General features: G+C 36.9%; 13 protein-coding genes. 5 read left to right on the top strand and 8 right to left on the bottom strand.

The genetic code is table 11. The features are described 5' to 3' along the window. Positions 1-378: hypothetical protein (locus J0H12_04225; GenBank protein ID MBN9413111.1), on the top strand; the 378-nt coding region annotated here is incomplete at its 5' end. 417 nt (positions 379-795) lie between these two features. Then, entirely contained in the window at positions 796-1,989 is a 1,194-nt protein-coding gene (locus tag J0H12_04220; GenBank protein ID MBN9413110.1) for a tyrosine-type recombinase/integrase, read from the top strand. Between the two features lie 87 nt (positions 1,990-2,076). Here the strand turns inward: J0H12_04220 and J0H12_04215 are convergent, their stop codons facing one another. The 5 genes from J0H12_04215 to J0H12_04195 all read right to left on the bottom strand — a co-directional run bounded on the left by J0H12_04215 (position 2,077) and on the right by J0H12_04195 (position 4,717). Then, positions 2,077-2,361 carry a type II toxin-antitoxin system RelE/ParE family toxin gene (locus J0H12_04215; GenBank protein ID MBN9413109.1) on the bottom strand — a complete coding sequence of 95 codons (285 nt, stop codon included), beginning with the start codon at positions 2,359-2,361 and terminating at the stop codon, positions 2,077-2,079. Beyond that, positions 2,351-2,599 (bottom strand): type II toxin-antitoxin system Phd/YefM family antitoxin, encoded by a 249-nt coding sequence (locus J0H12_04210; GenBank protein ID MBN9413108.1) that lies wholly within the window; start codon positions 2,597-2,599, stop codon positions 2,351-2,353. Before J0H12_04210 ends, J0H12_04215 begins: the two co-directional genes overlap by 11 nt. A gap of 125 nt (positions 2,600-2,724) precedes the next feature. Continuing rightward, on the bottom strand, positions 2,725-3,249 hold the full coding sequence (locus J0H12_04205) for a ProQ/FinO family protein (GenBank protein MBN9413107.1): 525 nt from the start codon (positions 3,247-3,249) through the stop codon (positions 2,725-2,727). A 148-nt stretch (positions 3,250-3,397) separates the two neighbouring features. Further along, complete coding sequence (locus J0H12_04200) at positions 3,398-3,979, bottom strand: hypothetical protein (GenBank protein MBN9413106.1); 582 nt, start codon at positions 3,977-3,979, stop codon at positions 3,398-3,400. Between the two features lie 63 nt (positions 3,980-4,042). Then, positions 4,043-4,717: a hypothetical protein gene (locus J0H12_04195; GenBank protein ID MBN9413105.1), complete on the bottom strand. Its 675-nt coding sequence runs from the start codon at positions 4,715-4,717 to the stop codon at positions 4,043-4,045. A 933-nt stretch (positions 4,718-5,650) separates the two neighbouring features. Between J0H12_04195 and J0H12_04190 the strand changes: the two genes are divergently transcribed. Further along, a complete protein-coding gene (locus J0H12_04190; GenBank protein MBN9413104.1) occupies positions 5,651-6,553 on the top strand; it encodes a LysR family transcriptional regulator in 903 nt (300 codons plus the stop codon). 276 nt (positions 6,554-6,829) lie between these two features. Here the strand turns inward: J0H12_04190 and J0H12_04185 are convergent, their stop codons facing one another. Beyond that, positions 6,830-7,927 carry a SagB/ThcOx family dehydrogenase gene (locus J0H12_04185; GenBank protein ID MBN9413103.1) on the bottom strand — a complete coding sequence of 366 codons (1,098 nt, stop codon included), beginning with the start codon at positions 7,925-7,927 and terminating at the stop codon, positions 6,830-6,832. A gap of 960 nt (positions 7,928-8,887) precedes the next feature. Between J0H12_04185 and J0H12_04180 the strand changes: the two genes are divergently transcribed. Then, the gene (locus tag J0H12_04180; protein ID MBN9413102.1) at positions 8,888-9,397 is read left to right on the top strand and encodes a hypothetical protein; all 510 of its coding nucleotides are present in this window, start codon (positions 8,888-8,890) and stop codon (positions 9,395-9,397) included. Between the two features lie 5 nt (positions 9,398-9,402). On the opposite strand, the gene J0H12_04175 is transcribed toward J0H12_04180, so the two are convergent. Continuing rightward, entirely contained in the window at positions 9,403-9,696 is a 294-nt protein-coding gene (locus J0H12_04175; protein ID MBN9413101.1) for a conjugal transfer protein TraD, read from the bottom strand. A 52-nt stretch (positions 9,697-9,748) separates the two neighbouring features. After that, on the bottom strand, positions 9,749-9,997 hold the full coding sequence (locus J0H12_04170; protein ID MBN9413100.1) for a hypothetical protein: 249 nt from the start codon (positions 9,995-9,997) through the stop codon (positions 9,749-9,751). Between the two features lie 246 nt (positions 9,998-10,243). Here J0H12_04170 and J0H12_04165 point away from each other — a divergent pair, with 246 nt between their 5' ends. Continuing rightward, the gene (locus tag J0H12_04165; GenBank protein ID MBN9413099.1) at positions 10,244-13,696 is read left to right on the top strand and encodes an AAA family ATPase; all 3,453 of its coding nucleotides are present in this window, start codon (positions 10,244-10,246) and stop codon (positions 13,694-13,696) included. Positions 13,697-13,895 lie beyond the last annotated feature (199 nt).

Below are 13,895 nucleotides of genomic sequence, written 5' to 3'. Positions count from 1 at the left end.
ACAGAAAGATTTTTAGTTAAGATTCTTGAGCAACAAGAGATTCGTATTGCTCAAGAAAGCATCAGTGAACACATAAGAGCAAAAGAGTTATTAGAGAATAGAGAAAATACAAATTCTCAGAGTAATCAACAACCAAAACCAGACCAAACACCCATTGAAAGAATCAAGTTACTTATCCAAGAGCAAAAATTTGCACGCACGCCGGCTGAGAAAGAACAGGCAGAAGCCAAGTTAAAGGCATACGCCCAAGAGTTCTATAAGCAAGATCCAACTTTTAAAAGCATCAGGGATAAAGATATTGAATTGACCAAGCAGATTAGGACTGTCCTGTTTGAGGAAAATAGGAGCAAGCAAATAGTTAAAAGTTATGAAAGATAAGATGGTATTCTATAGGTAATTAAAGAAGAGAAAGTGTTACCCCCATACTATCTCTTTTATGTTTAAAGCCTTATTGCCTAGTATTAGGGAATTAATCTAATGCTACCTATTTGCTACTTAAGGCAATTTTAAAATTTTATCCTGAGATTGTAAGTATTTGAATTTACTGGTGCCGGATGTCGGATTCGAACCAACGACCTACTGATTACAAATCAGGCGGCTTGATCATCTATCAAAATTGATATAAGCCTGTAAAGCTATATTTTTAGACATTCTTTTAAATTTTCCTTTCTTTTTACATTTACCAAAATTGGCCTCATTTTATTTTTATTGCTCCCCATATGCTCCCCTTTTTCTCTTTCGTTTCTCTCTTATTACTGTTATTGTAAGGTACTATAAATTATAATGAGCTAAGCAATGACATCGCAATCAATCAATAAAATAAAACTGACAAAAAGAGCCGTTGAAACAGCTGCTCCTCACCCGACAAAACGCCTTTTTTTATGGGACACCGAGGTTACAGGATTCAATCTGAGAATTTATCCTACTGGACGCAAGACTTACTTTCTACAGTATCGTAATGAATTTCACAAAACTCATAAAATTAAAATAGGAGTTCATGGCAATCTTACGACGGAAGAAGCCCGTGAGAAAGCAAGGCAACTCTCATTAAGAATTAGCTTAGGCGAAGATCCAGCTACAAATAATAAAGAGAATAAAAGAAAGTGTACTATGGCAGATCTTGCTAAAGAATATCTTGAATTACATGCTAAAATAAGCAAACGTAGTAAAAGCGTTAAAGATGATATGCGTATGATTTCATCTGTCATATTACCAAAGTTTGGGAAGCAAGATATTGGAGCCATTACATCACACGAGCTACAAAAATTACACAGGGATTTGAGAGAGACGCCTTATCATGCAAATCGCGTGAGATCCTTACTAAGTAAGATGTTCAACCTTGCCAAAGAGTGGGGCTGGCGCGCAGATAACCCAGTACTTAATATAGAAAAATATCAAGAAGAGAAACGCGATCGGTGGCTTAATGATGAAGAGTTACAGCGCCTGTGGGCAGTATTAGATAAGTATAACTATCACCTAACAACTTATGTCTTTAAATTATTGCTTCTTACAGGCGCAAGAAAAGGAGAACTTCTCCAAGCGACATGGGATCAATTTGACCTTGAAAAAGGCATTTGGACAAAACCTTCTCATTTAACTAAGCAGAAAAAGAAAGAGCATCTTCCTCTTTCAGAAAATGCTATTGATGTTATTAACGAGCTTATACACTTCAGGAAAGAATATTCTCCATATTTGTTCCCAAGTAAGATAGAGGGGCAGCCTTTACAAGAAATCAAAACATTTTGGAAAAAGGTTATAAAAGAAGCAAACCTTGAGAATGTTCGTATTCATGATCTTCGTCACACTCATGCTTCTCATTTAGTTTCAGATGGCTTGAGCTTATCCATTGTTGGTAAGCTACTAGGACATACTCAGGCAGCAACAACTCAACGTTATGCCCATATAGCAAATGAGCCTTTAAGGAAAGCGACAAGTTTATTCGGGGATAAGCTTAAGAAACTCACCTCAAAAGAGATATTTAATTCATAACACAAGTGTGAAAGTTTGATATTGATACAACTCTCCATATGCTCACTCTTATATAGCAAACCATAAGATAAAGTTTATTGTGGCTATTTAAAGGCGGCTTGCAGCAATTCGATAAATTAGATTCTTATCCCTCTTACCTACAGCAATGACTTGTACTACCACGCGATCATCATAAACACGGTAAACAAGGCGGTAGCCAGCAGAACGCAGCTTAATCTTATAACATCCTTCCATATTAATAAGCTTGTTTTTAGGAATATGAGGTTGCTCAAGAATTTTAGATAGCTTGGCTTTAAAGAATTGTTGTAAATCTGGAGAAAGCTTATCCCACTCTTTCTTAGCAGATTCTAGAAAGGTTAGCTTATAGGGCATCTAAATCAACAGAAACTTCTTTTTCAGCAGCGCGTGCTTTAACAAGCTCCACAAGCTCCAGATCTTCTAAGGCTTCCATGATACGCTCATATGTCTTGGCTGGAATACAATAGAAGACAGGCTCATTTCGATTAAGGATTGCCAGGGGTTCTCCATGGCTACTTGTCACTGTTCCCATAGGATTTCTTTTAAGTTCACTAATGCTCGCAGTTAGATTTGAATAAATGGGATGTGTCATGATAGTGCCTTTAACCAACATTATTAATAGTATTATAATAGCACTTTTAAAAGTCTAATTAAAGATTATTTGTTGGCACCTTATAAGAAATAGAAACTGTTGGTAGACCATTTGAAAAAGCAAGGTTACCCGTTTGTTTCTTGTGGTGATTTTGGTGTTTTATACGGTTTCTTGCTTTTAATAGCGTTGAGTACTCTATCAAGCTTTTCTTGAGCATAAGCTTTTTGCTCAGGGGTGATTTCTTGAACGTGATTGCCTTCTAGATCATATCGATTTGTGCTATTAATGACGGTTTTAAGATAATGGATGTTGTTCGTATAAAAGGTCAAAGCATCTCTTAGTTTTGCCTTAGAGGGGGCTTGGTCTTTTTCAAGAAAGGGAAAGAGGTCTTTATCAATATTAAGCTTAAGAGGCTTTAGTTCATTTTGATTAAAGCAAGAAGGGAATTGTTCGTAAAGCCATGCTAGGGTTACTTTAATTCCTTCTCTCTTCTTTTGCCTTGCTTCTCGTTCTTTTTGGGCTTGTTCCTTTCCTTCTCGGCGTTTCTCTTTCTCTGCTTGCACATGCAGCGGTTTGAGCGCTTGAAAGAGCTGGGTTTGCTTTTGCAAGCTTAAAGGTTGTTTTAATGTAAGCTTGGGTTTATCGGTCATTTATGATCCTTTTTGTTTCTGGTCCTTACTATGAAAAAGTAAGACAGGAAAAAATATCTAATGCATTCAGTATATTTTATTTATAACTTTGAAATTGATACATATCTATACACTTATTATAAAATTTGTAATGTAATAAGACTGATTGTTATTTCTTTTCTTTCTCGTGAAGCACAAAAGAGGCTTCAGCTTTTATTTCATGAGTAAGCTCCCCTTCATAAAATTTCTCTAAACTTGTAAAATCACTTGAAATAACCCCTACAACATCTTTTAGTGTTTCATGTTCAGACGAAAATTTAACTTTCCCAAAGAAAGCTAAGTCCTCATGGTCATCCTTATGTTTGCTAATGGTTACAATATGTTTAAGAGAGAGCTTGTCGCTTACCCAAAATGCTGTTTTAAATAATTCTTGGTAAAATCGCTTTGCGAGTTGCTCAAATCTCTCTATATCCTCATGAATGTCACTATCCTCTCTGAGATGAAAGGCAACACCAGTGATACCTAGTGCTATGCATGACTTGCTTGTGCGTATTGACGATAAAGTGGCCTTTCCGCAGATGCCTTCCTCGTCACCAATAAATAAAAGATGGAGATCATTTTTGAGTAACGTTTTTGCATCAAAATCCTCAATAGACTTAAGGGCAAGGTGATCAAAGTTGATAAGCTCGTCTGCAGCAACTATTTCCCAGATAGATTCATGAAATTTATGGTCTTTTATAATACAAAACATTTTGTCCCTCTATTTTAATGTTTCTTACGGTTCTCTTTTCAGGATTCTCTTAATGAAAGTTGCTTAACTGCTACTCCCCTGCTTATAAGCCTCATTAAGTAGTTCGCATTCATGCAAGGCCGCATCCATAAAGAGTTGTTGTATTTCTGTTTTTTCTGCTTCAGAGATTGTTTGAATTAAAGAATCAAGCATTTCTATAATCCGCATGGTTTGATCTTCTGCGTTTTGCGAAATGCAATGCTCAATAAATTTCTTATAAAGATGTCCATACGTATTTAACTTTAAGCAGCGCGTACTTAATTGAGAGGTAAGCCAAAAACGAGGCAAAATGGCTGTAAGGAGTGGCAGGAATAATCTTTTGGCAGCTAATCTACTGAGAAAATTCCTATACTCATGACTAGTAATGGATGCCTGATCCGACTTTAATTTAAGGTTGCCCAGCAGAATGCTAAAATCACCTGCTTTCATAAGAGCAAAATGTGCACTTTGCACAAATGTAGTGTTAGTGCACTTTGGATAATTCAGCTTTGATAGAAAAAGCAACTCTTTGGAAAAATGATACCAAATATGCTCTTGTTGGCTTAAGAAAAATACAAATTTAGATTCTTTTAAGGTTCCGTTGAATAAGTACTCATAAAAAGGATGGTTAAGAACAGCCTTATGAAGATATTGAAGAGGATTCTCTACCATACTTAGGAAAGGCGAACTTAAGTCCTTTAGGTTTGAAGGATTATCCATGGCACTTTCCTTTCAATGTCGAAAGGGCACCACTTTTTCTGAGAGCTTGAAATTTACGGTTATTCCCCGAACAATAAAAAATCAGGGGTGGCATCTTATCATGAATTTGTGCTATAGTACGCATGTACACGTATCCTCATGGTTATGTGTTGCTGAAAGCCCGCGTTGGACGACGAAATCTAAGCGCGGGTTTTTCTTTTATTTTTTTATTTCTTGATGGTTATTGCCTGAACCCCCTTAAAGAAGATCCAGCAGCCCGAAGGCCACTGGATTGAGTTAACAGGGAGACTACAGGAGGAATGTTGCTCTCCTCACCATTGGACACCTGGGGGGTACCAAATTTTTTTATACTTCTTGCATTAAGTGAAGCTTTCATTTCTCTATGTCTAATAAAAGAGATAGAAGGGAGAAGAGCCTTTAGCTTCTCTCGACCTTCTATGGTTGGCGTGGGAGGAACGCCAAACTTGTTTTCATTGTTCTTAGAAGTCCTCTGTTGGGGGTAAGAGAACCTAGATAGCTCAAGGCTATTAGATTTTCTCTGGGGAGGGACTAGGTAACAAATTAATAATATTATTTTATCTGTAAAAGAATTATTCGTTCTAATTAATGATAGGCTGTGTTTGTCAACTGAAATTAAACTGGAGCTGAGAACAGTAACTAAGCTATTAGGCAGATTTTTATTGTTGCAAAAATCATAAACCATATTTCCCTACCCCTGATTCCTACCCTATAATTATGTTACCTTCTGCTCAAATTCCCTGTTCTTCTAGGTAACTATCCATAGCTACCATAGAATGATATTCATTTCAAGAATATTTTTATGAGAGATATACAATTTTCAAATATCATTATGTTAAATTGATATCGCATAAATTTGTTTATTCTGCTAATTACAAGGTATGGTTCTTACTTTCCCTATGTATATGAGTATTAATGTTAGATTTATCAAAGCTTAGATTATTTTACTGGGTTGCTAAATATGGAAGCTACACCAAAGCAAGTAAAGAAATAGCTCTAAGCCAACCTTCATTAGTTCGTCAGATGCAAGCTTTAGAAGAGAGTTTGGGATGTAAATTATTTAATAGGCATTTTCGTGGAATTTCTCTTACTCAAGAAGGAGAGAAATTATTTGAAACTACAATAAAAATTCTAGCTCAAGCAGATGCACTAGAACAATCGTTAAAGCAAACACAAGAACCCATTAAGGAAACTCTAAAAATAGGGACTACAACTGGAATTTCTGCAGATTGGCTTGTTAGGTTTATCCCAAGCTTTGTTGAACTATATCCTCACATTAAGTTAAATGTATTATCATATACTACTGATTTTGACTTAGATAAAAACAATATAGACGCAGCCATACGCAACAAGATTGAAGGTGAAAAGGACTTAATTCAAAAACATTTATATACTTTTGAGTTTAAGCTATATGCAAGCAAAGAATATTTAAAAAAATACGGATATCCTCAAATACCAAAAGATTTAGATAATCATCGGTTAATTGGGTTTGCTGATGATGAAAAAGTGATGTTTCAAGAAGTTGATATTCTTTTACAAGGCGATACAATCGATCAAAAGAAAAGAAATTATTTTATAACAATTAACTCTAACATTGCGGAATTCAAGCTTGCAGAGCAAGGGGTGGGGATTGCTAGTATATGGCCAGGACTAAGTTTACTTAAAGACTCAAGCTTAGTTGAAGTCCTGCCATCAATGAAGAGTATGTCTATTGATATCTATTATATATATCATAAACATGTGTATAATACTGAAAAAGTTGAATTATTATACAATCATATTAAGAAAGCTCTTCATGATGGCAAGCTTGATCTTTAGATTATTTATTGAATATTAGGAATATTTTACTTTGATTGATTCCTAAAGTCTCACGGCTAACTTTTTTCATAATTCTATTTCCTTAAATTAATAAGTTATACGATTTAACTTATCTATTAAATATTAGAAATATTTTACACTGGTTGACTCCTAAGCTCTCACGATTTATTTTCTTCATATCTATATCTCCTTAAATAAACAAGTTAATGATTTATTAACTTATACAAGTATTAACCTATAATTTAATTAAATTTTTAGTCAAGTTTATTTGGTGTATTATTTATTTAATATTTTTTCTAATTTAGGCGATATAGCTACTTTGTCTCCATGACCAATTGAAATATAGAATACAGGAGCAACATCTCCCCCAGATATCTTTAAAAACCTTGAAACTTCGGTATCACGAAACCAAGCGCTTATCCAAGTTCTTAATCCTAATGCTGTTGTATTCAAAAGAAGGGTCTGCGATAAGTGGCCTGCATCTAAGTATACATCCTTATATGAGCGAGAGTGACAATATTTTGTCCATACTTTTTCAAAGTGAGCGACTAGGAAAATCCCTACAGAACACCCTTCTGCAAAAAATTGTCCGCACAACATATTCCTTATATCATCATAACTTATGCTGTGGTTAATTAAAGTTAGGCAATGCTTGATAACATTGTAATGATAAATGCCAGCAGGTATTTCTTCTACATTCATAACAATTAGGTAAGCTTCGATGGGGTGAAGTGCTCCCCCAGAGGGTGAAGACTTACGATAGCCCGATTGCTTAAAGCCCTTAGCTTGTAACTCTTCCCAATTCCCATGAATAACTCCAAAACTAGTGTACATGAGAGTACTAAGCTGTTCTTTTGTGATACTTTTTCCATTAAACGAGCGGCTAGTCATTCGCTGCTCTTCTACATCCCAAAGGCTTATAGCCTGCAGAGCACTTAAATTAGGGGCAGGTAAGCTTACTTCTTCTCCAACATATTCAATAAAACTATTTTTAAAATCATCTTTTATGGTTTCGCAAAGCTCAAGGTACCACTCAACCCATGCCTCCTCACTTAATGACTTGCCACCATCAATGTCTTGGGTACCAATATGATAGATCTTTGAGAGCTCGTCCCATTTCCAATTGAAAGCTGGATAGGCTTCTGTTTGTATTAGTTTCTCCTTGAGAAGTTCTTTGTCTATTTCTGATAAAGTTGCTACTTTTAGTCCATGAGAGATCTGGATGAGTCTCTTTAAATAAAGCTCTTCAATTTCAAGTTGGACATGATTTTTATAGTCCCAAACAATGACTTTTCCCTCAATAATAAGCAAAAAGATGTACGGATTAAGATATAAATTTATAAGATTATCAGGCTTAGCAGGTATCTTTGACAAAATTGATTTCTCCATAAATTGCTTTTATTTTGTAATAAATACATTTTTAGAAAAATTTTACAAAAGATATTTGTTTTATGCAGATCTCTAAAACAATTTTTTCAAGCAGTTTATTTATACATGCTTAATAAAATTATAGTGTACGAAGGAATATTTTAATTTCCTGCCACATCTATCTGTCAAAATGATTAAGATAATGCATCTATTTTGTGAATCTACAGAGAACTGATTTAGCTGATTCAATACATGGGTATACATCTATTACTTAACTAAAGGTTACAAGTGAGTTTAACATCTGCTTCTTATGGTGTGTTGTTAGAAGATAGTATTCATGAAAATGGGGCAATAACGTAGTATGAATTAGAGTATGAGCAACTAATTTGCTTGGTAAAGAGAATTGGTGGGGGTGATCAAAGTGATCTTTTAGCTTTCCCTGTTAAACTTGGTTTTTATTATCATCTAAAGCTCTCTCCCACAGCTCATGATAAAGATCTTTAGCGGCGGCTATGGCAGCCCCCTGCTGCCTTAAGTAGCTTTAGCTTATCAAAAAGAATTTCAAATTTTCAAGGATAAAAGCATGCATGGCCTTTTATTTTTGTGGCTGATTTTTTACACGACAGTTTATGGAAAGCTTGCTTTATCAAAGCTTACCTTCATTGAACACCTCCCCTAGATACGCTCAACCAGTCCTTGTTTTGCCCACCTGCTTTTGTTTCTGATCCCTTTTAATACGCCTGTGTGTCTAAACCTTTCATGTCATTCATCTTTCCTTTGTTGGGACTCAACCACTCTCTGACCTTTTGCTTCATGGCTTTAGCCTTGGCGTGTCTTTTTTCAAGCATCTTCCGACGCTAAAGCGACTCCCGAAAAGAAGCTTGAAAAACGCCCCTAGCGCCAAGGCTTCTTCAATCCATGAAAGGTCGAAATGGTTTCGACCCCAACTCAAAGGAGAAAGTGAAAATGAACAAATCAAACGCCAAGAATATGCAAGGCAAAAAAAGAGCAATAACTCAGCCAAAATTACAACACTATGATCTGACATTTGTGCTTCAAGATTGGAATATAGAATCAGGCTGCTCATTAGCTAGAGCACTTGAGTTTATCTCTAAGAAAGCAAACTCAAGCGAAGAAGAGCGAGTATATCTCAATATCTCTATCTGTAGCTTAGGAGATTGGATTTATCAATATTATGAATTCTTGAATTCATTTGAATCTTCATTCACAGAGCCTGAGGTTTATTATGACGCTCTTCCTCAAGAACCTTTCCTCAAAAATGAAACCCAGATTAGTCCAGCAGAGCTTAGTAAAAGCTGGCAATTGTCTTATCCTAATAAAAGAGCAATTATGCATATTCATAAGGCGCTGCTTTTAACAGATATAGATTACCTTTCTCACCTCAAAAAAGCTCAACGGTATCTTTGCCGTCACTTCGAGAAAGTTTCTGAAAAGACTCACTCAGTTAAGCAATAAATTACTCAGGGGCTTCGTCCCCTGTTTATTTTTTTTAAAGCAGTAGTTTCAGCAAATCCTATTTTTCCCTTAAGGGCGAGATAGCTATGCGAATAGTCATCTGTTTCCTGAAGCAAGGATCTTAATTCCAAGAGAGCACCAAAGAGGGCATGCACTTGATCTTTACATTCAATATCTTTTTGAAGGTCAGTGCCGATTTCAATTGAAAATTCATCCAAGAGTCCTGCTTTCTCAAGCAACCCCCCGGCTTGTATCAACGTCCTTGTCCTAGCTTTCCTGAGAGCAGAATGAATAAACATTGCCTCAGTTTCTTCTTTTCTTTTTAAGCGTTGAATAACAAGCCTTACATGCTTAATTTGTTTGTGATGCGTTTTGAGAGGGACGAAAGGAAGTGGCCTTTTGCAACCACATCTCTTTTAACTTCTGAGATTTATTTTCCCAGGCATGCGAGACAAGCCCGACAACAAGCTCAGGCGAGTACTCTTCTCCTAAAATCTTATGGAACTTTCTATAAAGCATGAGGGCTTCTTTTGTCTCCAGCTCAGCTTCTTTTCTCTTTAGAAGTTCAATTTTATTTCTAATCAAATTAATGTTTTTCATATATGTTTTTCTCCTAAAATCTATAGTGTTCTTTCTTGCCAAAAGGGAGAATTCATCTCCCTTGTAAATCCCGCTTTTTCCTTTGTAGTAAGCAGTTAATAGCATATTATAGAGAACGGAATTCTGCAAGTCTTAGCGGCAAATTTTATACGACAAGCGCGCAGATATGTTGCAATAAAATTGCAACTCTTCGCTTTGGTGCATGCACCCTAGTTTGAACACAATGAAAGGAACAAAAACACAAATATGGCCTTAGCACATGGTCGCTTAAAAATGATCTCTCGTTCTAAACGAAATACAGTGCGAGCACTCGCCTATCGCACAGGGTGCAAAATTTATGACCCTCGTACTGGCGAACTCATGACCACGCGCAAGAAAATGTATGAAGTACAGCATGTGGAATTATTGTTACCTAAGGATTCGCCAGAATGGGCTTTAAATTTAAGAAATCTTATAGAAGCTGATCGACAAAAAGGGGTGCAGAAGTTCTCGGATATTGTGGAAGCAGCCGAGAAAAGAAAAGACGCCCAGGTCTATCGAGAATATGAATTTGCTCTCCCTCATGAATTTACTGATGAGCAATGTATAAAATTAGCGAACGAGTTTATTCAAGATCAGATGTGTGGCCAAGGTATGGCTGTGCTTGCTAACTTTCATTTTGATGTTGATGAAGACACAGGGGAGAGGAAGCCCCATTGCCATGCTTTAATGCTCACTCGAAGACTGACAGAAAAAGGATTATCATTAAAAAAAGAAGTTGCGTGGAATCGAAGAAGTCTGGGAGCAGAGCTTAGGGAACAGCTTGTTGCTTACACAAACTTTCATCTTAAGATGTATGGTTTTGATGAAAGGCTGGATCATCGTTCTTATACTGAAAGAGGTATTGAGATTGAGCCTCAGCCTAAGCGGGGAACAAACATTAAAGCAGCGGAGTTTAGAAAGGGAAATAACCTGGAAGATCTCTTCTCAACCGTCACGACAGAAAAAGCTATTGCCTTCCGAGAAACAAAGCTGAGGAATGTCTGCCGTCTTATCAGAAATCCTGACATTGTTCTTCGGGATATTGTCAGCAAGCATCATGCAACATTTATGTGGGGAGATGTTGAGAAAGTTCTCAATCGTTATATTGATGATAAAGACCTGTACAAGCAAGTTGAGCAGAAGCTCAAATCTTCAAAAGAACTCTTATTGCTTAGGTATGATACAATTAAACACAAGGATGGAACCATTGAAGATCACTCCATCTACACAACAAGAACAATGCTTGAATCTGAAATGAATCTCGTGCAATTGGCTGAAAGACTCAATAAAGCAAAAAGCCATGAAGTTAATAAAAATACTGTCAATGCTGTGATTACTCGATTTGACCAGAAACTTTCAAAGCATGGTGGTCTTTCTTCTGATCAAAAGAAAGCACTACATCATATAACATCTTCTGATCAGCTTTCCTGCATTGTGGGATATGCTGGTGCTGGGAAGACCACAGCTTTAGAGGCGGCTAAAGAAATCTGGGAGGCAGAAGGGTATAAGGTTTATGGCTTGGCGCCTACAGGACGGGCGGCACAAAATCTAGTGCAATCAGGTATCTCTTCACAAACACTTCACAAATTCCTCTACTCTCATAAAGAAGGAAGGTGCCAATATAAGGCTAACTCTATTCTTATTCTTGATGAAGCAGGGATGGTGGGTACAGAGAGATTTGATGAGTTTTTACAAGCTGTTGATGATTTAAAAGTGAAAGCCGTCATTGTGGGGGATGGGGCACAATTGCAGCCTGTTGAAGCGGGTCCTGCCTTTAGGCTGGTGACTGGGAAAATAGGGAGTTCACATCTTGAAAAAATCGTTCGTCAAGAAGAAGCATGGCAACAAAAAGCAACAAAGCTTTTTGGCATTCTTAAAACAACTGAAGCCTTACAAGAATATTATCAAAAGGGATATGTGCAGTTTATTGAAGAAAAGAAGATTCCAATTGCTGAACTCATTGAGACAAGAAATCATACGAAAATTGTTGAAACCTATAATCTCTCCCGTCGCATGGTGGGGAATATTTACCACTCAATGATTGAAGACCTTAAAGAAGCCAATCGTGAGGAGAAGAATCCCTATTATCATCTTCAGAGTCATAAAGACTATGCTCTTTATAGAGAATGGCACGATATCAAGATGGCGTGTGCTACCTATATGAGGAAAAACCTTGATCCATGTCGCCCTTATATGAAAGAGCTCGGTGTTGACCCTCAGTATTTTGCAGAACAGTTTGTTAATAAAGATCTGAGCCTTAAGGAACAAAAGCTTGAAGCAGCCCACTTAGCCTGTCTTTGGGAGCTCCCACAATTAGATCCCGACCAAAGGAAGCATATGTGTGAACTCAGAGAAGAGACCAAGAAAGCGCTGATTCAAGAATGGCATGCATCTTTTAAAGAAGACCCTCAGAAATCCCATCTTATGATGACCTATAGCAAGACAGATACAGCCAAGCTTAATGAAGAAGCGCGTCACCTCTTAAAGCAAGACGGCATGATATCTAAAGAGGAGTATCTTCATACCATCCATAAAGAAGATGAGGATGATTTTGGCGACAAAATTGTTACAAATGAAGAGAAGCACTTTGCCAAAGGTGATCGTATCCTCTTTTTAAGGAATGATAATGGTTTTGGGGTAAGAAATGGAACATTAGGAACCATTTTAGAAATTGATCGCTATAAGATCAAAGCCAAACTTGATCATACAGGTGATATCGTCTCCTTTGCTCCTAAGCTTTATCCTTACTTTGATCAAGGGTGGGCGGCTAACATTCATAAGTCTCAAGGAGTCACGGTTGACAGAGCTTTCTTGCTTGCCACCCATGAGACCTACAGTAACCTTGCTTATGTGGGAATGACAAGGCATCGAGAGTTTGTAAAAGTCTTTGGTTCTAAGCTTGATTTCTGGCGAGAGGAGATCTTCTTCAAACGGCTTTCTTCATCTCAAGAAAAGCTCTCAAGCTTGGATTATGTAAGAGACTATGATAATATAAATCTCCCAAACAAAAATTCAAAACTGCAGGAGATCCTTAATCGTCTTGGTAATGAGCTTCAGGCGATCCGCTTTGTGTCCAAACAAGCGTGGGAGAGTATTGCGGAGCGGTTTTTAGGGAAGCTTCCTGAGCAACAAGAGATTCGTATTGCACAACAAAGTATGAGTGAGCACATCAGGGCGAAAGAGTTATTGGAAGAACATGATACCGAAAATAATAAGCTTTATAAAAAGTATATTGAACAAGAGCACTCAATCAAAAATGCTTCCAACTCAACTACCACAAGAACATCTAAAAATCAAACTAATAGCACTGGGGTTCGCCAATCAACAGAGAAAAAAGACTTTAAGCAACCACTCTTTCCTCATAAGGTGGCTCAAGAGTCTCAAACGTTAGCAAGTGACAATCTAAAAGGACAACAGCAGCAGCAATTGGAGACAAAAGCAGAGCTAACAGGATTTGAAAGAATAAAGTCTCTCATTGATTCTCATAAGCTTGCTCGTACAGAAGCAGAACGTAAACAGGCTGAAATGATTCTCAAGCAGTATGCCCAAGAGCTTTATAAGCAAGACCCAACTCTTAAAAGCATTAGGGATAAGGATTCAGAAATAACTAAGCAGATTAGAGCCATTCTATTTGAAGAAGGTAGGAACAAGCTTAATGACAGGGAATATCAGAGATAACTCTAATTATAGGTAGTGCTTGTCCTTAATGGCTACCATTGATGGTAACTTGGAATAATTGGCGGTTGGAGTGGCGCGCAAAAGGAATGGTAATAATAGGAATAGAAATTTAGATATATCTAGCCCTTAACAAGGCATAAAAGAATGCTTATATAATAGGACTTAATTGAAGCTAAACATTGTTTAGGACGTTAGGACG

It is taken from the genome of Candidatus Paracaedimonas acanthamoebae (assembly GCA_017307065.1).
Lineage (GTDB): Bacteria > Pseudomonadota > Alphaproteobacteria > Caedimonadales > Caedimonadaceae > Paracaedimonas > Paracaedimonas acanthamoebae_A.
This window is presented reverse-complemented; position numbering and strand designations above follow the sequence as displayed.